Origin of the sequence: Streptomyces sp. NPDC059355, assembly GCF_042752335.1 — a bacterium.
In the GTDB taxonomy this organism is placed as follows: domain Bacteria; phylum Actinomycetota; class Actinomycetes; order Streptomycetales; family Streptomycetaceae; genus Streptomyces.
Genome location: NZ_JBHYXN010000021.1, coordinates 1 through 22,090, shown reverse-complemented (window position 1 = coordinate 22,090; position 22,090 = coordinate 1). Strand labels below are relative to the sequence as shown.

21 protein-coding genes, 1 tRNA gene and 1 pseudogene are annotated in these 22,090 nt (G+C 72.2%); 9 read left to right on the top strand and 14 right to left on the bottom strand.

The genetic code is table 11. The annotated features are described in order from the left end of the window. Positions 1–24 precede the first annotated feature (24 nt). Positions 25–684, top strand: coding sequence for an O-methyltransferase (locus ACFXGI_RS20790; protein WP_384708538.1), 660 nt, complete (start codon positions 25–27; stop codon positions 682–684). A gap of 16 nt (positions 685–700) precedes the next feature. Here the strand turns inward: ACFXGI_RS20790 and ACFXGI_RS20785 are convergent, their stop codons facing one another. The 3 genes from ACFXGI_RS20785 to ACFXGI_RS20775 form a co-directional block, all read right to left on the bottom strand. Further along, on the bottom strand, positions 701–904 hold the full coding sequence (locus ACFXGI_RS20785) for a zinc ribbon domain-containing protein (protein ID WP_030869054.1): 204 nt from the start codon (positions 902–904) through the stop codon (positions 701–703). A 55-nt stretch (positions 905–959) separates the two neighbouring features. Next, a complete protein-coding gene (locus tag ACFXGI_RS20780) occupies positions 960–1,670 on the bottom strand; it encodes a DUF4383 domain-containing protein (RefSeq protein WP_384708534.1) in 711 nt (236 codons plus the stop codon). Positions 1,671–1,837: 167 nt separating this feature from the next. Next, positions 1,838–3,082: a hypothetical protein gene (locus ACFXGI_RS20775; protein ID WP_384708531.1), complete on the bottom strand. Its 1,245-nt coding sequence runs from the start codon at positions 3,080–3,082 to the stop codon at positions 1,838–1,840. A gap of 105 nt (positions 3,083–3,187) precedes the next feature. On the opposite strand from ACFXGI_RS20775, the gene ACFXGI_RS20770 reads away from it, so the two are divergent. From ACFXGI_RS20770 to ACFXGI_RS20760, 3 genes are all read left to right on the top strand, one after another. Beyond that, a tRNA-Val gene (locus tag ACFXGI_RS20770) sits at positions 3,188–3,262 on the top strand. Between the two features lie 179 nt (positions 3,263–3,441). Continuing rightward, on the top strand, positions 3,442–4,074 hold the full coding sequence (locus tag ACFXGI_RS20765) for a hypothetical protein (RefSeq protein ID WP_384708528.1): 633 nt from the start codon (positions 3,442–3,444) through the stop codon (positions 4,072–4,074). A 15-nt stretch (positions 4,075–4,089) separates the two neighbouring features. After that, the gene (locus ACFXGI_RS20760; protein ID WP_384708525.1) at positions 4,090–4,329 is read left to right on the top strand and encodes a DUF2277 domain-containing protein; all 240 of its coding nucleotides are present in this window, start codon (positions 4,090–4,092) and stop codon (positions 4,327–4,329) included. Between the two features lie 55 nt (positions 4,330–4,384). On the opposite strand, the gene ACFXGI_RS20755 is transcribed toward ACFXGI_RS20760, so the two are convergent. From ACFXGI_RS20755 to ACFXGI_RS20740, 4 genes are all read right to left on the bottom strand, one after another. After that, complete coding sequence (locus ACFXGI_RS20755) at positions 4,385–4,894, bottom strand: hypothetical protein (protein WP_384708522.1); 510 nt, start codon at positions 4,892–4,894, stop codon at positions 4,385–4,387. A 190-nt stretch (positions 4,895–5,084) separates the two neighbouring features. Then, positions 5,085–5,720, bottom strand: coding sequence for a DedA family protein (locus tag ACFXGI_RS20750; RefSeq protein ID WP_384708519.1), 636 nt, complete (start codon positions 5,718–5,720; stop codon positions 5,085–5,087). A gap of 222 nt (positions 5,721–5,942) precedes the next feature. After that, positions 5,943–7,610 (bottom strand): alkaline phosphatase D family protein, encoded by a 1,668-nt coding sequence (locus ACFXGI_RS20745; RefSeq protein ID WP_384708517.1) that lies wholly within the window; start codon positions 7,608–7,610, stop codon positions 5,943–5,945. A gap of 117 nt (positions 7,611–7,727) precedes the next feature. After that, positions 7,728–8,372, bottom strand: coding sequence for an HNH endonuclease family protein (locus tag ACFXGI_RS20740; protein ID WP_384708806.1), 645 nt, complete (start codon positions 8,370–8,372; stop codon positions 7,728–7,730). Positions 8,373–8,934: 562 nt separating this feature from the next. Between ACFXGI_RS20740 and ACFXGI_RS20735 the strand changes: the two genes are divergently transcribed. Then, positions 8,935–9,528 (top strand): TMEM165/GDT1 family protein, encoded by a 594-nt coding sequence (locus ACFXGI_RS20735; RefSeq protein ID WP_099892692.1) that lies wholly within the window; start codon positions 8,935–8,937, stop codon positions 9,526–9,528. A gap of 1,286 nt (positions 9,529–10,814) precedes the next feature. Here ACFXGI_RS20735 and ACFXGI_RS20730 read toward each other — a convergent pair. Both ACFXGI_RS20730 and ACFXGI_RS20725 read right to left on the bottom strand, forming a co-directional pair. Continuing rightward, positions 10,815–11,510 carry an HAD-IA family hydrolase gene (locus ACFXGI_RS20730; RefSeq protein WP_384708513.1) on the bottom strand — a complete coding sequence of 232 codons (696 nt, stop codon included), beginning with the start codon at positions 11,508–11,510 and terminating at the stop codon, positions 10,815–10,817. Between the two features lie 147 nt (positions 11,511–11,657). Continuing rightward, positions 11,658–12,602 (bottom strand): peptidoglycan-binding protein, encoded by a 945-nt coding sequence (locus ACFXGI_RS20725; RefSeq protein WP_384708511.1) that lies wholly within the window; start codon positions 12,600–12,602, stop codon positions 11,658–11,660. Between the two features lie 127 nt (positions 12,603–12,729). On the opposite strand from ACFXGI_RS20725, the gene ACFXGI_RS20720 reads away from it, so the two are divergent. Beyond that, the gene (locus ACFXGI_RS20720) at positions 12,730–14,796 is read left to right on the top strand and encodes a DHA2 family efflux MFS transporter permease subunit (protein WP_384708508.1); all 2,067 of its coding nucleotides are present in this window, start codon (positions 12,730–12,732) and stop codon (positions 14,794–14,796) included. A 28-nt stretch (positions 14,797–14,824) separates the two neighbouring features. Here the strand turns inward: ACFXGI_RS20720 and ACFXGI_RS20715 are convergent, their stop codons facing one another. Further along, positions 14,825–15,349, bottom strand: coding sequence for a GNAT family N-acetyltransferase (locus tag ACFXGI_RS20715; protein ID WP_384708505.1), 525 nt, complete (start codon positions 15,347–15,349; stop codon positions 14,825–14,827). A 106-nt stretch (positions 15,350–15,455) separates the two neighbouring features. On the opposite strand from ACFXGI_RS20715, the gene ACFXGI_RS20710 reads away from it, so the two are divergent. After that, positions 15,456–15,851, top strand: coding sequence for a nuclear transport factor 2 family protein (locus tag ACFXGI_RS20710; RefSeq protein ID WP_030873752.1), 396 nt, complete (start codon positions 15,456–15,458; stop codon positions 15,849–15,851). A gap of 93 nt (positions 15,852–15,944) precedes the next feature. Here ACFXGI_RS20710 and ACFXGI_RS20705 read toward each other — a convergent pair whose 3' ends face one another. Next, on the bottom strand, positions 15,945–16,277 hold the full coding sequence (locus ACFXGI_RS20705; protein ID WP_384708502.1) for an antibiotic biosynthesis monooxygenase family protein: 333 nt from the start codon (positions 16,275–16,277) through the stop codon (positions 15,945–15,947). A gap of 120 nt (positions 16,278–16,397) precedes the next feature. Here ACFXGI_RS20705 and ACFXGI_RS20700 point away from each other — a divergent pair, with 120 nt between their 5' ends. After that, on the top strand, positions 16,398–18,416 hold the full coding sequence (locus tag ACFXGI_RS20700) for a bifunctional glycosyltransferase 87/phosphatase PAP2 family protein (protein ID WP_384708499.1): 2,019 nt from the start codon (positions 16,398–16,400) through the stop codon (positions 18,414–18,416). 211 nt (positions 18,417–18,627) lie between these two features. On the opposite strand, the gene ACFXGI_RS20695 is transcribed toward ACFXGI_RS20700, so the two are convergent. Together ACFXGI_RS20695 and ACFXGI_RS20690 are read right to left on the bottom strand one after the other, a co-directional pair. After that, positions 18,628–19,005: a DUF6193 family natural product biosynthesis protein gene (locus ACFXGI_RS20695; RefSeq protein WP_384708496.1), complete on the bottom strand. Its 378-nt coding sequence runs from the start codon at positions 19,003–19,005 to the stop codon at positions 18,628–18,630. Positions 19,006–19,184: 179 nt separating this feature from the next. Beyond that, complete coding sequence (locus ACFXGI_RS20690) at positions 19,185–20,429, bottom strand: cytochrome P450 (RefSeq protein WP_384708493.1); 1,245 nt, start codon at positions 20,427–20,429, stop codon at positions 19,185–19,187. A 241-nt stretch (positions 20,430–20,670) separates the two neighbouring features. Between ACFXGI_RS20690 and ACFXGI_RS20685 the strand changes: the two genes are divergently transcribed. After that, positions 20,671–21,840, top strand: coding sequence for a steroid 3-ketoacyl-CoA thiolase (locus ACFXGI_RS20685; protein ID WP_384708490.1), 1,170 nt, complete (start codon positions 20,671–20,673; stop codon positions 21,838–21,840). A gap of 163 nt (positions 21,841–22,003) precedes the next feature. On the opposite strand, the pseudogene ACFXGI_RS20680 reads toward ACFXGI_RS20685, so the two are convergent. Further along, positions 22,004–22,090, bottom strand: a pseudogene (locus ACFXGI_RS20680) (lytic transglycosylase domain-containing protein); the annotation flags it as partial.

The window sequence follows — 22,090 nt, the reverse complement described above, 5'->3', positions numbered from 1 at the left end:
GGGCGGACTCGGCACACTGGGTACATGACCAAGGGCAACAGCACGAAGATCACTGACGAGTTGTACCGCTACATGCTCAACCACAACCCCCCGCTGGACCCGGTCCAGCGGGGGCTGGTGGCCACGACGTACGAGAAGTTCCCCGACGTCGCCGGCATGCAGTCGGCGGAGGAGCAGGGACCGCTGCTGGCCTTCCTGGTCCGGCTGACCGGCGCCCGCCACATCGTCGAGGTCGGCACCTTCACCGGCTTCTCCACCCTGTCCATGGCACAGGCCCTGCCGTCGGACGGCGTGATCGTCGCGTGCGACGTCTCGGAGGAGTGGACGGCGTACGGGCGCGAGGCCTGGAAGGCGGCGGGCGTCGCCGACCGGATCGACCTGCGCATCGCCCCGGCGCTGGACACGCTGCGTGCCATGCCGCAGGAGCCGCACATCGACATGGCCTACGTGGACGCGGACAAGGAAAGCCAGATCGCCTACTGGGAGGAGCTCGTTCCGCGGCTGCGCCCGGGCGGGCTGATCGTCACGGACAACACCCTGTTCCACGGCAGCGTCCTGGACGAGTCCGCGACGGGCTCGGCGGCGGGAGTCCGCGCGTACAACGAGCACGTCGCGGCGGACACCCGCATGGAATCGGTCCTGCTCGCGATCTCGGACGGCCTCACCCTCTCGCGCAAGCGCTAGGGCTGGCGGACACCCCCTAGCAGCAGCCCCCGCCGCCGCAGCAGCCCCCGCCGGACGGGGCGGGGGCGCTGCCGGTGCCGCCCACGGCGACGGCGGAGAGCAGCTTCACGGTGTCGGCGTGCCCGGCCGGGCAGTCGGCGGGAGCGGAGGACTCGGCCATGGGCCGGCTGACCTCGAAGGTGTCTTCGCAGGTCCGGCAGCGGAATTCGTAACGAGGCATGGCCCCAGGCTACAGAGCCGGGCGCCGCCGGCAGCCCTGGTCCGTGTCTTTCGGATCAGGCCTGGACGCCGTGACTCAGCCCGGCGGCGCGGTCCTCGCGTGCGGCCTGCTCGGGGTTGCGGGCCCGCCAGTACGGATTGTCGTGCGGCAGGGCGCTGCCCACCCGCCCGTACATCCCGAACCACATCAGCATCACGCCGACGACGAAACTGAACAGCACGTTCTGGATCTTGAAGGCCAGGAAGTTCACCCCCGTGTCGAGCAGGGCCAGGTTCACGAACCCGCTGACGATGAAGGCGATCCCCAGCACGATGTTGAGGGTGGAGGCGAAGTTCCCGCCGATCACCATCCCCGCGAAGAGCAGCAGCCCGATGCAGATCGACAGGACGCTCAGCGCGCCGTTGGTGTTCAGCGCGATCACCGTGGCGCCGCCGGTGTCGAAGAACCCGATCCGGTCGATCAGCCCCAGGATGCCGAAGACGACGAGCAGCAGCCCCATCAGGCCCGCGCCCACCCGGTACACCTGGCTGAGCTTGTGGTCGGTGGGCAGGTGCTCGTCGAGCCGGGTGTTGACGGGGCGCGCGATGCGCCGCACCAGGTAGGGGACGTGCGGGGCGGGGAGTTCGATCGGCCCGTGGGACACGTACGGCGCGTAGTGCTCGTGGGGCTCGTGGCACCCGTAGGCCGCGTGCGGCGCGTTCACGGGGGGTGCGGTCGTGCGGGGTGCGCCGGGCGCACGAGAGGTGTACGAAACGTGGGCAGCCATCACGCCCTCCTATTCCAGCCACCTTCCAGCATCCGCCCGCGCCCCCGCCGCGACAAGCGCGGACGGGGCGGGGCCGGGCGGGGCCGGGCGTGCCGGAACCGCCGGAACCGGTGCCGGACCGGTGCCGGCAGCCGGGGCGCGGGCCGGACCGGTGCCGGCAGCGGGCCTCAGCCGTTCGCGCGCCCGCCGCGGATGTCGGAGACGACCCGCCCCACGTCCGCCCGCACCTGCTCCATCTCCTGAAGGAAGTGCCAGTAGTCCGGGTGCCGCTCCTCCAGCGCGGCGAGCGCCCGCTCCATCCGCGCCACCGACCCGTCCAGCGGCCGCGCGTGCCGCGGATCGGGCACACTGCGGCCCTCCATCGCCAGCCGCTGCGCATCCCGGATCGCGAACCGGGTCCGCTGCACCTCCGCCTGCGGGTCCCGCGCCACCGCCTCCAGCCGCGACAGCCGGTCCTGCGCCGCCGACACCGCCTCGTCGGTGGCGTCCAGCGCACCCCGGACCGACTCGATCAACGCCGCCACGTCCGCCCAGCGCTGCTCCTCGCGCGCCCGCGCGGCCTCCCTCAGCTGCTCCTCGGCCTGCGCCACGTCCCGTACGGCCTGCTCCGGCACCTGCTGCAGGTCCTGCCAGCACGCGGCACTGAACCGCCGGCGCAGCTCACTGAGGACCGGATCCACCCGGTCCGCCCGGTTGCGCAGCGCCTGCGCCCGGGTCCGCAGACTCACCAGCCGCCGGTCGATCTCCGCGGCCCGCTCCGGGAGCCGCGCCACCTCGGCCCGTATGGCCTCCGCGTCCCGCAGGATCCGGTCCGCGCGCTGGACGGTCTCCTGCACCCCGTGCTGCGCGGCACCCTGGTTCAGCAGGGTCAGCTCAGGCCCGAGCGCGGCCAGCCGCGCCGCGAACTCGTCGGCCCGCACCCCCTTGCCCCGTACGTCGTCCAGGGCGCCGCTCGCCGCGAGCAGCGCGGCCCGGGCCCGCTCCCGCGCGGGCGCCACCCGGGCCAGCTGCGTCTCGGCCTTGTCCAGCAGCGGCTGCAGCCCCTGCGCGAACCGATCCAGCTCGCCCTTGACCCGTACGAGCTCGTCGCGTGCCCGGGTCAGCTGCTCCCGCGCCCGCGCGGCGACGGACCCCTCGAGGTCGACGCGATCCAGGTCGTGCGCGTCCACCGCCTCGATGTACACGTGGCTGACCTGGTCGATCCGCTGCCCGAGCGCGGCGAACCCCTCCCCGGCCTGCCGGGCCGCGGGCGACCCGTCGGCGGCCGCGATGGTCTCCATGGAGATCCGCAGATCCCGCTGCGCGGTGTCCAGCTCGTAGAACGCGGCCGCGGCGGCATCCTTCGCCGCCTGCGCATCCGCCCGCCGACTCTCGTCCCGCCCGCCGAACCACCGCCGGGATGCCGTCGTCACAATCCCTCTCCCGTACCGCCTCCGCCATGCCCCGGTCCATTCTCCCCCACGGATACGGGTTTGCGTGGGGGGTGCGCCTGGCATGTAGGCTGTCCACTCATCCACGGGTGTGTAGCTCAGGGGTAGAGCGCTGCTCTTACAAAGCAGATGTCGGCGGTTCGAAACCGTCCACGCCCACCAGTTACGAAGGCCCCCGACCGTTTACGGTCGGGGGCCTTCGTCGTGTCCGCCGGGCGCGGAGGGTTCGCGGTGCGGGGCGTGGGAGTGGCCGGGGTCCGGGCAACTGGGGGGCCTGGGGGTGTGGTTCGTTGTCGCCGGAGGCTTGACCGCGTGTCGAGGGAGCGTGGGATGGTCGGGGGATGGGTGAGTGGGTGGTGGCGGGTGTCGGGCTGCTGGCCTTCGTCGGCGGCGGCATGGCGTACGTCCGGCTGGACCGGGTGGCCAGGGAGGGGTTCGAGCGGCGCCGGGATGCCGAGCGGGCGCGGCTGTTGGCGCAGGTGGCGGAGCCCGCGGCCGGTGCGGGGGATCCGAAGTACGCCGATGTCGGGGGGCCGGCGGCGGGCCGGCGCGGCGGGCACGGGGACGCCGAGTTCACGTCCGTGCTGGTCGAGTACTACGCGTACGGGCTGACGCAGGCACGCAGCAGCTTCGTCACCAGCCAGCGGTTCGCCGGGGCGGGGGCCGCCGTCCTGCTGCTCGGGGTGGCGCTCGCGGTGTGGAAGGCCGAGACCAGCGGGGAGCTGTACCTCGGGGTCGTCACCAGCTCGGTCGGCCTCGTCATCACGCTCGTCGGGCAGCTCTTCCACCGGCGGGCCGACATCGCGCTTCGGCACATGGCCGACCAGACCGCCTCCCTGCGCGAGGACCGGCGGGCAGCCGCCGCCCTCCAGCAGGCCGCCGAGCTGCTGGAGGAGGTCGCGGATCCGGTGCTGCGGGCGCGGCTGCAGGCAGGTCTGATCATGAAACTTTCCGGCGCCGAGCTGCCCGAGTAGCGGGATAGTGGGTGTATGTGCCGTTCCATTAAGACCCTGCGCCCGCCCGCCATCCCCGAGAAGGCCACGGAGGAGGAAGTCCGCGCCGCCGCGCTGCAGTACGTACGGAAGGTATCGGGGTTCCGGGCGCCCGCCGCGCACAACCAGGAGGTCTTCGAGGCCGCCGTGGAGGCGATCGCCGAGGCGACACGGGACCTGCTGGACGGTCTGCAGGTCAGAGGCGCCGGCGCAACCGTCACCGCCGCCACCGCCTAGACGTCCTGGTCCGGCAGGACGCACCGCCCGTCCGGTCACGAGTGCCGCGGTGGGGTCAGGTCAGGCGGGAGCGGCGGCGCAGGATCCAGATGCCGGTGCCCAGTGCGCCCGCGGCCAGTGCGCCGCCCAGGGCGATCTGGCCGGGGCTCATCGCGCCGACGCTGCCGCCCAGGCCGCCGCGGGCCGCGCCGGAGGCGACCTGGAGGGGGACGGTGACGCGCTGACCGCCCGAGCCGCCGCATTCGAAGGTGACGGTGTACGCCCCGGAGTTGGCGTTGCTGAAGACGGTGGCGTTGCCGAAGAGGTTGGTGGCCTCGAGGTTGCCGGGGGTCAGGCGTACGTCGCCGAACGCGCCGGACGAGGCCGTACCGGTCTTGGTTCCGCAGCCGGTGACGTTCAGGCTGACCCGGCCGCCGGGCGCGACGGCGGTGGGGGAGACACTGGCGGACGGGGAGGCCGCGTAGGCGACGGCGGCGGGAGTGGCCGCGGCGAGGACGAGGGTCGCGGCCGCGACCCTTGCCAGGAGGCGGTGGTTCGGCGGCTGGGCGAGCGGCGTGGCGGGCATGGAGAGAACTCCTCGGGCTCCTCGAAACGGCGCGGCCAGGGCACGGATGTGACGCGGATTCGGTTGCGCGCCGTGCTGTGGACGCTAGGAGCCCGGGCCCGGGGCGGCGATCGGGGCCGGGTGAACGGGTGAGCCGCTGCTCCACCCGGGGGATCCGGGCGGACCCCGAAGAGCCGGTCCGGGGCGGTCGCTACGCCGCCGGGGCCGCCGCCGGGACGGGGCGCCGGATGACGAAGGCCGCGAGGGCGCCCGCGGCGAAGAGGGCGATCACCGAGACCGCCGTGCCGAGCCAGGTGGCGCCGAGCCACTGGGTGCCGAAGTACCCCAAGGCCACGCTGTACCCGGCCCAGGCCATGCCCGCCAGCACCGACCAGGGCAGGAACTCCATGACCTTGCGGTGCGTCTTGCCCGCGCCAAGAGACACCACCGAGCGGCCGGCCGGGGCGAAGCGGGCGATCACCACCAGGGCGCCGCCACCGCGGGCCAGGGCCGTACCCAGGCGTTCATGGGCGCGCGTCAGCCGACGGGACCGGGCGATCGCGCGGTCCAGCCGGGCCCCGCCGCGCCGAGCCAGCCGGAACGCGGCCATGTCACCCAGCACCGACGAGGTCGTGGCGATCACCAGCAGCGCGAGGATGTCCGGCACCTGAGCCGGAACCGCCACCGGCACCGGACCGGCCGCACCGGCGGCCGCCGCGGCCGCCGCAGCCGTGATCACCAGAACCCCGCTCGGCAGCACCGGCAGGAAGACGTCGAGCACGACGGACACCGCCACCACGGCGTAGATCCATGGGCTCGCTGTCAGCGACCCCAGAGTCTCAAACAAGGCGGGACTCCCCAGTCCGGTTGACGTGCTTCGGCGTGAAGCGCCGCGACGTCGCGGGGGAGCGGCAGGGGCGGCTTGACAGCCATACAGCGTACGCCTGGAGTTGGCACGCCGTATGTCCGGGGGCTGCCCGGGCGCACAGTCTGTCAGCTCGGGCCATCGGCCCCTCCATTCGTCCTGTTCATGCCGTTCTGCCCCGCCGTGCGCGGCCCACCGGCCCCTTCAGCCGGCCGACGTCAGGTCCCGGTCCAGCACCGTCACCAGCCGGGCGGCCTTCCGCCCCCTGCGGCCCTTGTGCGCCTGGTCCAGCCGGAGCCTGGCCGAACGGCCCGCCAGCGCCAGCGTCATCAGCTGGTTCCCGAACCACGGCCCACCCGTACGCCGCCAGCTCAGCGGCGGCCGACCCGTCCGCCCGTGCCGAGAGAACCCGCGCCCCAGCCACCGCCCCGTCCGCGACCAGCCCAGCCGGAAACCCCACTTCACCGCCGCGTGGATCGAGTTGTGCACCGGCGAGCACGTCAACTGGAACACCCGCGCCGTACTGGGTATTCGAGGCTCGGCCACATACGCATGATGGACATCTCCGGACAGCACGCACACCGTCGCAGGCGCCCGCGGCCCCGTCCCCACCTCCTCGATCAGATCGCTCAACGCCGCGAACGAAGCGGGAAACGCCGCCCAGTGCTCCAGATCGCTGCGCCGCCGCAGATCCTCCCCGATCCGCGCCCACCGAGCCCCCCGCTCCCCGCGGCACAGCGCGGCATTCCACACCTCCGCGTCATGGATCAGCGGCGGCATCAGCCACGGCAGCGACGACCCGATGAGGAGATGGTCGTAACCGCCGTGCCCGGCGAGGGCGTTGTCACGCAACCACTTCTGCTCCGCGGGGTCGAGCATGGCCCGCCCGTCCTCGGCCAGCACCCGCGCCGCCCGCGTGTCCACCATGAGCAGCCGCGACCGGCCGAAGTCGCGCCGGTAGCTCCAGCGCACCGAGCCCGGATCGGCGTCGGCCGCGGAGGCGAAGGCGCGCAGCGCATCCGTACCGTCGGGGGTCTCGCGCACGGCCTCGTACAGCGGGTCGGCCGCGAGCTCGGCCGGCGAGAGATTGCCCAGGTGCTGATACACCCAGTACGACATCAGTCCGCTGAGCACGCGCTCCCGCCACCACGGCGTCGCCCGCATCTCCGCCAGCCACGCCGCACTCGTGTTCCAGTCGTCGATGACGTCATGGTCGTCGAATATCTGCAGGCTGGGGACGGTGGACAGCAGCCAGCGGATCTCCGGGTCCAGCCAGGACTCGTAGTACAGCCGCGTGTACTCCTCGTAGTCCGCGACCTGCGCGCCGGGAGCCTCCCGCAGATCCCGCCGGGCCGCGAGCCACCGTCTCGTCTCCTGCGACAACTGGTCCGCGTACACCTGGTCGCCCAGCAGCAGGAGCACATCCGGCCGCACCTCGCCTGGATCGGCGGCCAGCCGCGCCGCGAGTGTGTCGAGGGCGTCCGGACCGTGCGGCCCGTGGCGGCCGGCCGGCGGCGCGGACTGCCGGCACGACCCGAACGTCAGCCGCAGCCCCGGGGCCGGCCGCCCGCCCGCGGCGACGGCGGGGGTGGTGATCGTGCTCGGCGGGAAGGCCGAGCCCGGCAGGGGCCAGACGCGCACGCCGTCGAGCAGCACCTCGTACGCCGTGGTGCCCCCCGGGGCCAGGCCGGTCACCGGCACGAGCGCGTAGTGGTGCCCGGCGATCTGGAAGGTGCGCACGCTGCCGCCGCCCCCGTCGGCGCACCGCACTTCGGCCGTGCACGGGCGGTCGGCCTCGACCCATATCGTGGCCGAACCGCCCGTGTCCCAGTCGACGTAGCGAAGCAGTGGCCCCAGACGCAATCCGGCCATGCAACTCCCCCTCCTCCGTAGCCCCTGCGATCACGGTACGACGGGGAAGGGGGGCGTGGCCTCCCCCTGGCGGGGGAGAGGCCGGGTGAACGGCCGGGTGGGAGAAGTGGGTGGCCGTCAGCAGCCGTTGAGGATGCCCACCAGGGCGGACTTCTCGCCGGAGTCCATGCTCAGGCCCCAGTACTGCTTCACTTCGACCCACATCCGCGCGTACGTGCAGCGGTAGGCGGTCCGCGAGGGCAGCCACTTGCCCGGGTCGAGGTCGCCCTTGGCCTGGTTGACGTTGTCGGTGACCGCGATGAGCTGCGGGCGCGTGAGGTCGTTGGCGAACTGCTGGCGCTTGGCCGTGGTCCACGCGCTCGCCCCGGAGCGCCAGGCCTCGGCGAGCGGAACGACGTGGTCGATGTCGAGGTCGGCGGCGTTGGTCCAGGTGGCGCCGTCGTACTCGGAGTACCAGCTGCCGCTCACGGCGGCGCAGGCGGAGTCGGTGACGACGCCGACGCCGTCGCGCTTCAGGACGGTCTCGCGGGTGTTGCAGCTGCCGGAGACGGTGCTCCAGTGCGGGAAGAGGCTGCGGCTGTATCCGCTGAGGGATCCCTCCGTCTTCGGGGCGACGGTGGCGAGGTACGAGCGGGCGGCCGCGGCGCTGATGGGGGCGGGCGGGGAGGCCTGGGCGACGGGCGCGTTCACGAGGGAGGTGAGGGCGGCGAGCGCGGCTGCTGACGCGAGCACGCCAACTCGACGCGCGTAGACACCGGATATGAGGGTCTTGAGGGCCATGAGGAGGCTCCCTGTATGCGGGGGGTTTGTGGCCGGTCAGCCCCGGAGGGGCGCGGCCATGGTGGCGGCGCCAGATTGCGTGGCGGCGGGCGCAAGGTTACAGGCTTGCGACATGAGCACGTCACATACGGGACGGGCAATTGCCCCCGATTAAACGGAAGTTGAGATTACGTGCAGGAGGTGTGTTCGCGCGGAGGGCAGGGTGGGCGCGCCGCGTCGAGTGGGTCCGGCCGTCGCGGGACCAACGACCCATTTCGGGCCGCGGCGGCCGTCACGTATCCTGTGGAGTGCAGAAGGGGAGTAGCTCTTCGCCGGACCGTCGACATACTGCTGGGTCATCCCAGCCGGCGCCCGGAGGCAGGCCGCGCACAGCGGTCGGCCAGCGAGACCTTCGGCCGCAGTGTCCTGTTTCTTGTTCATCTGCACCCGTCCACGGCGGGTGCGTGGACGCAGTCAGGGCGCCGCCGTGCCGAAGCGACCCCCGAAACACCCCAGGTCTCTCGGTATCGAAGGCGTCCTGCCCGACCGATTGAGGTTCCGCCCCGTGTTCAGCAGTACCTTCAGCATCACCGTCACGGCGATCGCCTTCGGAGTCGTCTTCCTCGCGGAACTCCCCGACAAGACGGCCCTCGCCGGACTGATGCTCGGCACGCGCTACCGCGCCTCGTACGTCTTCGCCGGCGTCGCCGCCGCATTCGCCGTACACGTCGCACTCGCCATCGCCGCGGGCAGCGTGCTCACCCTGCTCCCGCACCGCCTCGTCCAGGCCGTCGTCGGCGTCCTGTTCCTCGCGGGCGCGGCCATGCTGCTCCTGAAGAAGAGCGACGGGGACGAGGAGGTCAAGGCGCCTGCCGACCAGTCCTTCTGGAAGGTCTCCGGCGCCGGATTCATGCTGATCCTGGTGGCCGAGTTCGGCGACCTGACCCAGATCATGACCGCGAACCTCGCCGCGCGGTACGACAACCCCGTCTCGGTCGGCCTCGGCGCCGTCCTGGCCCTGTGGGCGGTCGCGGGCATCGGCATACTGGGCGGGAAGACGCTGATGAAGTACGTGCCGCTGCGCCTGATCACGAAGGTCGCGGCGGGCGTGATGGCGGCCCTGGCCGCCTTCTCGCTGTACGAGGCGATCGCGGGCTGAGGGATTGGGGGCGGGGGGATCGGGGCTGGGGGCGGGACATCCTGTTGCGGGAGGCGTGCGTACGGGGCGCGGTCGCGGGCGTGATCGACAACGGTGATTTCACGGGCGGGGCGGGGGCTTCGGGGGCGGGCGGGACTTGTGCGCTGGGGGTCGGTGGTGTGTTCGGGGGCGTCCCGGCAGTCCACTGTCCTTCCGTGTCGGGTCGGTCCGTCAAGGGCGCTCCCTGCGGTCGCGTCGCTGCGCGATGGCCTTCGGCCACCCTTGACCGACCGCCCCGCCCCGGAATGCCATAAGACTGCCGGGAAGCCCCCGAAGGAATGGCCGGGAGGTTCATGTTCAGGGACGGGCCCTCAGCGATGCCGATCAGCGGCCTTGGCCGGTCCTGTTCCCGTCCCGGGACCACCAAGCCCAGCCAAGGGGGCGCGCGGGAGATCCAGGACCCCAAGAGGCCCTCACAGACGGCCTTTCCGCACCAGACAGCGATGAGATGACGATCCCGTCCCGGTCGGGCGGGATACGCAACGGATCGCTACGCGCTTCTCCCGGCACGGCGTCCGCCGACCGTCTGGGGCTGGACATAAGCCGCCCCACCGCGTGTGAAAGGTCCTTTCGGCGCCTGCACGTCGTCGGAGGACGCGACAGGACCTCCATGGGCCGCTTGCGGGCGTCTGCGGACCATCTGAGGGCGATAAACGGGTGAAAAGGGGGTGAGAGGGAGCCTGATGCCGGACTTCTCAACCTCCCACTCCGGCAAGACGGTTTGTGGGTCCCGACTGGCCGCCAAAAGGGACAAAACGTTCGCAGTCGCAGGCCCAGGGTCCTCTGCGCGAGTCGTGGGCGGCTTATGTCCAGGCACAGACGGCCGCCGGACGCTATGCCGAGAGGAGCGCGTAGCGATCCGTTGCGTATCCCGCCGGACCGGGACGGGATGGGGATCTCATCGCTGCCTGGTGGAGGGCGGGCTGCCGGAGTGCGGGAAGGGGGTTGTGGGGCCCTTTAGGGAAGCCTGGCCTCCCGGGACCGGGAGGTCGGCATCCCTGACGCACCCGTGGGCCTGGCTGTCCCCCGTGACCGTTCCTTCGGGGGCTTCCCGGCAGTCTTATGGCATTCCGGGGCGGGGCGGTCGGTCAAGGGTGGAGCGCAGCGACATCGCGGAGCGACGCGAACGAAGTGAGCGCCCTTGACGGACCGACCCGACACGGAAGGACAGTGGACTGCCGGGAAACCCCCGGACCACTCCCGACCCCGAGCGACGGGACCCCGCCTCCCGGGAAGCCGCCCCGCGCTCAGGCTGCGGGCGTCAGCGTCAGGTGGATCTTGCCGTCCGGGGTCGCTGTCACGCGGATCGACGTCAGGTCGGCGACGTGGGCCGTCGGGGCGTGGGCCGCGGCTCGCGGGCCTATCCCGATCACGCGCATGCCCGCGGCCAGGCCCGCGGTGATGCCCGCTGCCGAGTCCTCGAAGACGATGCAATCGGCGGGGTCCACGCCCAGTTCGGCTGCTCCCATGAGGAAGCCCTCGGGGTCCGGCTTGCTGGCCTTGACGGACTCGGCCGTGACCCGCACCTCGGGCATGCGCAGGGCGGCGGCCGTCATCCGGGCCGTGGCCAGGGCCGCGTCGGCCGAGGTGACCAGGGCGTGCGGCAGGCCATCGATCGCCGCCATGAACTCCGCAGCCCCGCCGACCGGGACCACGCCGTCGGTGTCGGCGGTCTCGCGGGCGAGCATCACGCTGTTCTCGGCGTAATTGAGCTCCATCGGGCGCTCCGGCAGGAGGATGGCCATCGTGGCGTAGCCCTGCCGGCCGTGGACGACCTTGAGGGCTTCCTCCGAATCCAGCCCGTGGGAGACGGCCCACTCCCGCCAGCAGCGCTCGACCACCGCGTCCGAGTTGACGAGGGTGCCGTCCATGTCCAGGAGCAGGGCCTTGGCGGTGAGGACGGCAGGTGCGGTGGTCGTGGTGCTGGTGGTGCTGGCCGACATCGGCGGTGCTCCAGACGGGGCGGGAAAGAGAACAAGCGGTTCCGCCCACCGGTCAGGGGTTGCGGGCGGAACCACTTTGTTCCTACACGATACAAAACCGGAGGCGGTCTGCGCCACTCCGCGTCACGGATGCCACTGCGCGAGCGATCATCCGGTGCGCTCCAGGGCCTGCCGGGTCTGCGGGCCGTAGACCCCCCAGTCGTCGTCGATGCCGTTCTGCCACTGGAAATCCGAGACGGCGTTCTCGGTGCGGCTGTCGAACTTGCCGTTGATCCTGCCCCGGTAATAGCCCTGCCCCGCCAGCAGCCGCTGCATCTGCTCCACCTCCGGGCCCGAATCCCCGTACCTCAGCGTCGGCGCCTTCGGCGGAGCCGGGCTCGGTGCGCGGCTCGGGGTCGTCGACGGGCTCGGGGACGGGGGTGCCGAGCTGCGGGAGGGGGTGGGGGACGCGGAGGGGGATGCCGACTTGGAGGCGCTCGGTGAAGCCGAGGCCGAAGCCGAGGCCGACGCGGAGCGGGACGGGCTGCGCGTGGCCACCGGCTGCGTGGGGCCGACCGGAGCCACGCTCTCGGCGGGCGCCGACGGTTTGGCGTCCAGCAGGACGGTGTCGCTGTCACCGGAGCGCGGGAGCATCCCCAGCGCCAGGGCCGCGGTGCCTACCGCGACCACCGTGCCGGCGCCGGCCAGGATCGTCGGGAGCCGCCGACGGCGGGTGGCGCCGGACCGCTTTTCGGGGCCCCCACCCCCACCCCTCCCCCCGCCCCCGTCTTCGCTTGCCGGGCCCGCCGGGGCCGCCGCCCGGAGTCGGGCCGTCTCGGCCGGCCAGCTCGCCTGTGGCGGGGAGTCCGGCCAGGCCATGGGTATCCCGTACGCCGGGGTGTCGTCCTCCTGCGGCTCACCGGGGCGGACGTACCCGCCCGCGGCGCCGGCCGCCACGCCCCGTACCGGCTGCGGGGGAGGCAGGTCGTCGGACTGGCGCGGCTCGGGGAGCGTCACGTACGGCCGGACGCGCAGTGGCTCGAAACCGCCCTCCGGCGCGCACCCGCAGTCGACGCCCACGGCGTCGCATTCTGGACAGCGCTCAGCGCTCACTGGAATCCCTCCCTGGCCATTGCCTGCGATTATGCAGACCCTCCGGGGTCCGCCCAACCCGCCCGAGAGGCCATATCCGGCCACGCCGCTCAGGATGGACATGTTGATCCGGCCCGAGGAGGAGCGGATGGCTCAGGATGCGACCACGGACGCCGCGGAACCCGTTCCCGACCCGCACCCGTCCGGCCCCACCGCCGAACACGCCTCCCGCGAGGTCCTCGTCTCCATCGGCGCCCTGCTGCTCGGCCTGCTGATCGCCGCGCTCGACCAGACCATCGTCTCCACGGCCCTGCCGACGATCGTCAGCGAGCTGGGCGGCATGGCGCACCTGTCCTGGGTCGTCACCGCCTACATGCTGGCCGCCACCGCCGCCACCCCGCTGTGGGGCAAGCTCGGCGACCAGTACGGGCGCAAGAAGCTGTTCCAGGGCGCCATCGTGCTCTTCCTCATCGGGTCGGCGCTGTGCGGCCTCGCCCAGGACATGCCGCAGCTCATCGGCTTCCGCGCCCTGCAGGGCCTGGGCGGCGGCGGACTGATCGTGCTGTCGATGGCGATCGTCGGCGACATCGTCCCGCCGCGCGAGCGCGGCAAGTACCAAGGCCTCTTCGGTGCCGTCTTCGGCGCGACCAGCGTCCTCGGACCGCTGCTGGGCGGTCTTTTCGTCGACAACCTGTCCTGGCGCTGGGTCTTCTACATCAACCTCCCCATCGGTCTCGTCGCGCTCGTCGTCATCGCCGCGGTCCTGCACATCCCCGTGGGCCGGTTGAAGCACACCATCGACTACCTCGGCACGTTCCTCATCGCCTGCGTCGCCACCTGCCTCGTGCTCGTCGCCTCCCTCGGCGGCACCTGGGGCTGGGGATCGGACCGGATCATCGGCCTGGCCGTGCTCGGCGCCGTACTGCTCGCCGTCTTCCTGTTCGTCGAGCGGCGCGCCGTCGAACCGGTCCTGCCGCTGGGCCTGTTCAGGATCCGCACCTTCACCCTCTGCTCGGTGATCAGCTTCGTCGTCGGGTTCGCGATGTTCGGCGCGATGGTCTACCTGCCGACCTTCCTCCAAGTGGTCCAGGGTGTCTCGCCCACCATGTCCGGTGTCCACATGCTGCCGATGGTGCTCGGCATGCTGATCTCCTCCACCGCCTCCGGCCAGATCGTCAGTCGCACGGGACGGTGGAAGGTCTTCCCGATCGCGGGCACGGGAGTGACCGCGATCGGGCTGCTCCTGCTGCACCAGCTGACGCGCACCAGCGGCACCTGGGAGATGAGCGTCTACTTCTTCGTCTTCGGCACCGGACTGGGTCTGGTCATGCAGGTGCTGGTGCTGGTCGTGCAGAACTCCGTCAGTTATGCCGACCTCGGCGTCGCCACCTCCGGCGCCACGTTCTTCCGCTCCATCGGCGCCTCCTTCGGCGTCGCGATTTTCGGCACGGTCTTCACCAACCGGCTCGACGGCAAGCTCGCCACCGCCTTCACCGGGCTTCCGGTGCCGCCCGGTACGGCCGCGCTGGTCGAGGCCGATCCGCGGGCCATCGGACGGCTGCCCGCCGAGCTGCGGCCACGCGTGCTGGACGCCTACGCCTCCTCCATCACCGACGTCTTCCTCTACGCCGTGCCCGTCGTCCTCGTCGCCTTCGTCATCGCCTGGTTCCTGAAGGAGGACGTGCTGCGCGGCTCGGTCACCGCGCCCGACGTCACCGAGACCCTCGCCTCCAACCCCGTCCACCGCTCCTCCCGCGAGGAGGTCGCCCGCGCGCTGACCGTCCTCGGCACCCGCGAGGGCCGCCGCCACGTCTACGAGAAGATCACCGAGAAGGCCGGCTTCGACCTGCTGCCCGCGGCGAGCTGGCTGCTGCTGCGGATCAAGAAGTACGGGTCCGCCGAGCCGGCGATGCTCGCGGAACGGACCACCGTGCCCCTGAAGGTGATCACGGACGCCGCCCGCCAGCTCGAGGAGCGCGAACTGGCCGTACGGGACGGACTGCCGCTGGTCATGACCGAGCGCGGCCGGGAGGTCGCCGGGAAACTCGCCGAGGCCCGCGAGGAGTCGCTCGCCGAACTGCTCGGCGACTGGTGGGGCCCGGAACGGCCGACCGACCTGGTCAAGCTGGTCAAGGAGATCAACGCGGAGCTGTGCGGATCCGAAGCGGAGGAGCCCTTCGACGCCGAGGCCCGGCGCGACCACGCCGCCCACTGACCCCGACCCGGTTCAGGCCGTCAGGCCGTCAGGCCAGGGACTTCTCGAACCAGTGCTCCGCGTACGGGCCCGCGTTGTACGCCGGTATCTCCCGGTAGCCCTGCCGCGCATACAGCGCCCGGGCCTCCACCAGGTCCGAGCGGGTGTCGAGGCGGACCCGCTCGGCGCCGAGCGCGCGGGCCGCCGCCTCCAGGGCCGTGAGCAGCGCCGCCCCGCCGCCGGTGCCGCGGGCGCGCGGGTCCACGTACACCCTCGTGAGCTCGGCGGTGACGGGGTCGATCAGTCGTATGCCACCGCAGGCCCGGGGCGCCGCGTCCAGCCGGCCGACCACGAAATGGCCCGTCGGCGGCGCGAGGCCGTCGGCCGGATCGTCCCGCAGGCCCTCATCGATCTCGGTCTCCGTGGCGGGCCGCTCCCAGTACCGGCCGGCGACCTCCGCGTAGTACGCGCGGCGCAGCGCGGTGGCGTCCGGTGTGCCGAAGTGCTCGGCGGCGACGGTCCAGTTGCCGGCGGCGGGGAGGGTGGATCCGGTGCTCGTGCTGTTGATGTCCATGGCGCCATTGTGGAGTCCGGGCGCCGTCCGTCGCGTGGAATATCCACAGGTACGGGCCGATGATAGGAAAAGATGCATTTCACCCAGATGGAGGGCGTGAGACGCCATGTCCGAGCACCCTGACGCCGCCCTGATCCGCCGCGCCTACGAGGCCTTCGGCAAGGGCGACATGGAGACGATGGGCACGCTGATGACGGCCGACGTCATCCACCACGTGCCCGGCAGCAACCCGCTCTCGGGGCACCACAAGGGCCGCGAGGCCGTCCTCGACCTGTACCGCCGCTTCGGCGCGGAGACGAACGGCACCCTCCGGGTCGAGCTGCACGCGGTGCTGGTCGACGGACGCGGCCACGCGATGTCCTTCCACACGGCGCGCGCGGACCGCGGCGACCGCGGGATCGAGATCCAGGAAGGCCTGTTCTTCACGATCGTCGGCGGGAAGGTCAGCGACATCGACGAGTGCACGCAGGACATCGACGAGGAGGACCGCTTCTGGAGCTGAGCGGCGGCTGCCCCGCCCGCCGCCGCCCCGCGGTCTCCTCGTCCTGCCTGCCTGCCTGCCTGCCTGCCCGTCCGCTCGCCCGTCCGCCCGGCCTTAGCCCTGCGGCTTGGGCGCCGCCTGCTGCACGACCTCGAACGACCACACCGCCGACCCCGAGGCCGCCGGCTTCGGGCGCTCGCCCCCGCCCGCGCCGCCACCCTGGTGAGCCGCCTTCATGGGCCCCTCCATCCACGCCTGGAAGTCCTCCTCCGACCGCCACCGCGTGTACACCAGGTACTGGTCCGTGCCCTCAACGGGACGAAGCAGCTCGAACCACTCGAACCCGTCCGAACCTTCCACGGCGCCCGCCCGCGAGGCGAACCTCTGCTCCAGGACTTCCCGCTGCTCAGGGGGGACGGTCAGTGCGTTGATCTTCACGATGCTCATGCCCGCCATCCTAGGGATCCCATGCGGGATATCGTCGTCCCAGGTAATCGAGCGGTGCACGAAACGCGGCAGCCAGGCGAAGTCAAGGTTGCGGTCAACAGGGCGGGAGGCCGGCGAGGCGTGGCTAACGCGGCAGAGCACGGTGGTGCGAACGGACATGCCGGGGTCATAGGCAGGAGCGGCAGGCTGGGGGCGGCACGGCTCCTCCTGTGGGCACTGGCCGGTGTCCTCGCCGTCAGACAGGCCGCGGCCGTGCTGCGGGTGCCACCGGGGGAGTGGCTCGGCGAGTTCCGGCTCCCCAGCGGCTTTCCCGGCTCGCTGTACGACGGCGGCCAGTTCACCGGGACCCCCTTCGCCGGGCTGGTCCTGAAGCCGTTCCTCGGTCTCGCGGCACCCTCCCTGGAGGTGGCCTGGACCTGCGTGACGCTGCTGTTCGTCGCCGCCGTCGGGCTGGTCGCCGCGCGCGGCCTGCCCGACCCCGTGCCGCGGCGCACCGCACTGCTCGCGGCGCCCGTACTGGTCGCCCTGATGATGGTGTCGCTGCCGGTCCGCGAGGCCGCCTCGCCGGGCCAGACCGCCGTCCTGCCCGTGCTGCTGGTGCTCCTGGCCGTGTTCCGGGTGCCCGGCGAGCGCCCGGCCGGATTCCTCGTGGGCCTCGCCGCCGCGCTCCAGCCGGCCCTGCTGCTCTTCGTACCACTGCTGTGGCTCACCGGCCGCCGCCCCACCGCCAAGGCCGCCGCCGTGACCTCCGCCGCGGCCACCGCCCTGTCCTGGGCGGCCCTGCCGCGCGACTCCTGGACGTACTGGGTCCACCACCTGGCCGGCACCGGCCTCGGCGGCGCCCCCGACAGCCTCGCCAACCAGTCCGTGCACGGCGCGCTGCTGCGGCTCGGCCTGAGCGGCCCCGGCGAGATCCTGCTGTACGTGGCCCTCGCGGCCGGGATCGGCTGGGTCGGCCTGCGCCGGGCCGCCCGCTACGCCCGCGACGGCCAGCTGCTGCTCGCCGTCGCCGTCACCGGCTGCGTGGCCGTCGCCGTGGCGCCGACCGGCTGGCGCCACCAGCTGCTGTGGGTGCTGCTCGCGGTGGCCGGCAAGGTCGGCACGCGTGCGGCGGACCGGCCCGTGTGGCCGGTGGCCGTGGTGCTCGCCATGACCCTGCCCGCCGACGTGCTGCTGCCCAACCTGGCCGTGCTGGCCCCCGTACGGGACAACGTGCTGCTGCTCGCCGCGCTGGCGGCGGCCTGCGCCGTGCCGTTCCTGCCGCGCTCCTCGCCGTACTGGCGCGAGCCCGTCCCGACGGCGTACGGCCGGCCGGCGGCCGCCCGGTGGTCGCGGGTGCCGCTGATGCCGTTCTGGCGGCGTGTGCTCTCGCGCCCCAACCTGTTGCTGGAGCTGCTGCTGATACGGGTGGGGTACTCCCTCTACTCGCACATCCGGGCCGCCGCGCCCACCGGCCGCAGCCTCGCCGAGGGGCACGGGAGCCAGATCCACGCCGTCGAGCGGGCGCTGGGCATCGACGTCGAGCGCGCCGTCAACCACGCCGTGGTGAACACGCCCTGGCTGGAGAAGTTCTTCAACTTCTACTACACGTCGTTCCACTTCGTGGTGCCGCTGACGATCCTGGCGGTCCTGTACTGGCGCAGGCCGGGCGACTACCGCTGGGCCCGCGCCTCCCTGGGTCTGGCCACCGTCCTCGCGCTCATCGGCTTCTGGCTGTACCCGCTGGCGCCGCCGCGGCTGATGCCCGGCCTCGGCTTCATCGACACCGTGCACGGACCGCAGGACCTCGCCCACCCCCAGTACGGGGCGATGACCGCGATCTCCAACCAGTACGCGGCGATGCCCTCGCTGCACTTCGGCTGGTCGCTGTGGTGCGGGATCGTGATCATCACGCTCGCGCCGAAGGGCTGGCAGAAGCTCCTCGGGGCGCTGCACCCGCTGATCACGGTGTGCGCGATCGTCGCCACCGCCAACCACTGGGTGCTCGACGCGGTCGGCGGCGCGGCCGTCGTGACCGCCGGGTTCGGGCTGGTCTACGTACTGTCGGGGCCGCGCGGGGCCGCCCTGCCGGCCGGGCTGAGCGTCCCGCGGCCGCGGGAGCCGGAGCGGGTGGCCGCCACCTCGCGTACGCGGGCGTAGGGGACGTCGCGGGCTCGGGGGACGCAGGGAGCGGGCGCGACGAAGGGGTGCCGGGAGGGTCTCGTACCCGTCCCGGCACCCCTTCGCCGGATCGCCGCGTCCTGTCAGGATCCGCCGGGTGAGGCCGGCGCGCCACTCGGGCGCGATCCAGGGGGCGGTCGTACGGATCAGGGGCCGCCGGTCGTACGGATCGAGCGGCGCCCCGTACGGATCAGGCGGCCGGGTCCGGGGCCTCGGCCAGTCCCGCCACGACGAGGGCGACCGCCGCCTGCGCGGTGTCGGCCTCGCCGATCACGCGCTTCTGGGTCGGGCTCAGGACGCGGAACCGGCCGTCGCGCAGCGGCTCGACCGCCGGCGCCGCCACCTCGAAGGGGTGGCTGGTGCGGGCGCTGAACCACAGGGTGAAGTGGCTGGTGAACGGGTAGAGCCGGCGCAGTGACGGTTCTGCGGAGGCGGCGTCGATGAGTGCGAGCACGCCACGGCTCAGGACCGGGGAACCGCCCCGTTCGTGCATCAGCCGCCATGTCGTCGGCAGGCGCTGCCAGCGCGCTTCCACGCAGTCGGCAGGCCCGCTTGCCTGAAGGTTCATCCGCGCAGTCTGACGGCAGGCCGCCCCCGGGACAATGCCCCGGACGTGAAGGAAGCCGAGGGAACCCGACGGGGCGCAGCCGAACCCGAGGGGGCGCGCCGGGACTCGGCGCGTCGCGGACGGCAGGGGCCGGGGCGTGGGAGGAGCGGCCCCTGCCGTCGTGGACCACGGGCCGGCCGTCAACCGTGGCTGACCCGGAGCTCCTTGATGCCGTTCAGCCAGGCGGCCCGCAGCCGCCGCGGCTGCGGGCCGGCGAGCCGCAGGTCGGGCAGCGAGTCGGCCAGCGCGTTGAAGATCAGGTCGATCTCCATGATGGCCAGGGACTTGCCGAGGCAGAAGTGCGGTCCGCCGCCGCCGAAGCCCAGGTGCGGGTTCGGGTCGCGGGTGATGTCGAAGCGGTCGGGGTCGGTGAACACCTCGGGGTCGTGGTTGGCGGAGGAGTAGAACAGCCCCACCCGGTCGCCCGCCTTGATCTTCTGCCCGCCCAGCTCGGTGTCCTTGGTGGCGGTGCGCTGGAAGGACACCACCGGGGTCGCCCAGCGGACGATCTCCTCGGCGGTCGTGGCCGGCCGGGTCGCCTTGTACAGCTCCCACTGCTCGGGGTGGGTCAGGAAGGCGTGCATGCCGTGGCTGATGGCATTGCGCGTGGTCTCGTTGCCCGCGACCGCGAGCAGCAGCACGAAGAAGCCGAACTCGTCGGAGCCCAGGTTGCCCTGGCCCTCGGCCGCCACGAGCTGCGTGACGATGTCCTTGGCCGGGCACTCCTTGCGGGCGGCGGACAGGTTCATGGCGTAGCCGATGAGCTCGACCGCCGCGTTGGACCCGACCTCCTCGGTGATCGCGTACTCGGGGTCGTCGTACGCGATCATCTTGTTCGACCAGTCGAAGATGCGCAGCCGGTCCTCCTGCGGTACGCCGATCAGTTCGGCGATGGCCTGGAGCGGGAGCTCGCACGCGACCTGCGTGACGAAGTCGAAGCTGCCGTCGGCCGATGCGGCCAGCGCCTCCCCGACGATTTTCCGGGCCCGGTCGCGCAGGGCGTCCTCCAGTCCGCGGATGGCCCGCGGGGTGAAGCCGCGCTGCACGATCTGCCGTACGCGGGTGTGTTCCGGCGGGTCCATGTTCAGCATGATCAGGCGCTGGGCATCTATCTGCTCACGCTGGATGTGCTCGTTGAAGCGGATGATCGCCGTGTTGGTGGTCGAGGAGAACAACTCGGGGTGCGTGGAGACGTACTTGACGTCCGCGTGGCGCGTCACGACCCAGTAGCCGTCGTCGTCGAAGCCGGTGACGCCGCGCCGCTGGGGGCACCACCACACGGGTGCGGTCTGCCTCAGCTGGGCGAACTCGGGGAAGGGGACGCGGTCCTGGAGCAGGTCGGGATCGGTGGCGTCGAAGCCTTCGGGCAGCGCGGGACACGACATCGGGAGACTCCAAAGTCTGACGGCCCATCAGAAGTTGGCTTGAAGGTAGTAACGAGTTCTAGAAGTGACAAGGGTCCTCGCGTCAACTGTTGCGTGTGGAATCCGTGTAAGGCGCGTGCAAGACCCTTGCGTGCCGGGGTCACAGGTCATAAGACTGCGGGGAGAACTAGAACGCGTACTAGTTCGGGCGGGGCGCCGGGACGGCCCGCCGCGCCGGCACAGTGCAGGAGAGGACGAGCTCATGGCCGCGGAACCCGTCATCGTCGAAGCCGTACGCACCCCGATCGGCAAGCGCGGGGGAGCGCTCGCCAACCTCCATCCCGCCTACCTGCTCGGCGAGACGTACCGCGAACTCCTCGCCCGGACCGGAATCCAGCCCGACTGTGTCGAGCAGATCGTCGGCGGCACCGTCACCCACGCGGGCGAGCAGTCCATGAACCCGGCGCGCAACGCCTGGCTCGCCATGGGCCTGCCGTACGAGACCGCCGCGACGACCGTGGACTGCCAGTGCGGCAGCTCCCAGCAGGCCAACCACATGGTCGCCAACATGATCTCCGGCGGGGTCATGGACATCGGCATCGCCTGCGGCGTCGAGGCGATGAGCCGGGTGCCCCTCGGCTCCGGCTCCAAGCACGGCCCGGGCAAGCCCTTCCCGGACGAGTGGAACGTCGACCTCCCCAACCAGTTCGAGGCCGCCGAGCGGATCGCCCGCCACCGGGGCCTGACCCGCGAGGACGTCGACCGGCTCGGGCTGCTCTCCCAGGAGCGGGCCGCCGCCGCGTGGGCGGAGGAGCGGTTCAAGCGCGAGACCTTCGCCGTCCAGGTCCCGACGACCGAGGAGGAACAGGGCGCCGGGCAGGGCATGTGGCGCCTGGTCGACCGCGACGAGGGCCTGCGGGACACGAGCATGGAGGCGCTGGCCCGGCTCAAGCCGGTCATGCCGACCGCCGTGCACACCGCGGGGAACTCCTCGCAGATATCGGACGGGGCCGCCGCCGTGATGTGGGCCTCGCGCAAGATGGCCCGCGCGCTCAAGCTCAGGCCGCGCGCCCGGATCGTCGCCCAGACCCTGGTGGGCGCCGACCCCCACTACCACCTGGACGGGCCGATCGACGCGACGCGGGCCGTCCTGGGCAAGGCAGGGATGTCCCTCAAGGACATCGACCTCGTCGAGATCAACGAAGCCTTCGCCTCGGTCGTGCTGAGCTGGGCCCGGGTCTTCGACCAGGACCTGGAGAAGGTCAACGTCAACGGCGGCGGCATCGCGCTCGGCCACCCCGTCGGCGCGACCGGCGCCCGGCTGATCACCACCGCGCTGCACGAGCTGGAGCGCCGCGACAAGGAATTCGCGCTGATCATCATGTGCGCGGGCGGCGCGCTGGCGACCGGGACGATCATCCAGCGGCTGTAGGCGGCCATTCTGCGGCCGGGGGCGCCTTCGCCGGCGCCGGCCGCACGGACCCTGTGGGATGGGAAACAGAAGGCCCCGGTGGCCGGACCTGGGGAGGTCCGGCCACCGGGGCCTTCGCACTGCTCGCGCCGTCTGCTCGCGCCGTCGGGCGGTCACTGGTGGCTTAGTACCAGTGGTGGGTCTGCCAGAAGTTCCAGGCGCCGACGGGGCTGCCGTAGCGGGAGTTCATGTAGTCCAGGCCCCACTTGAT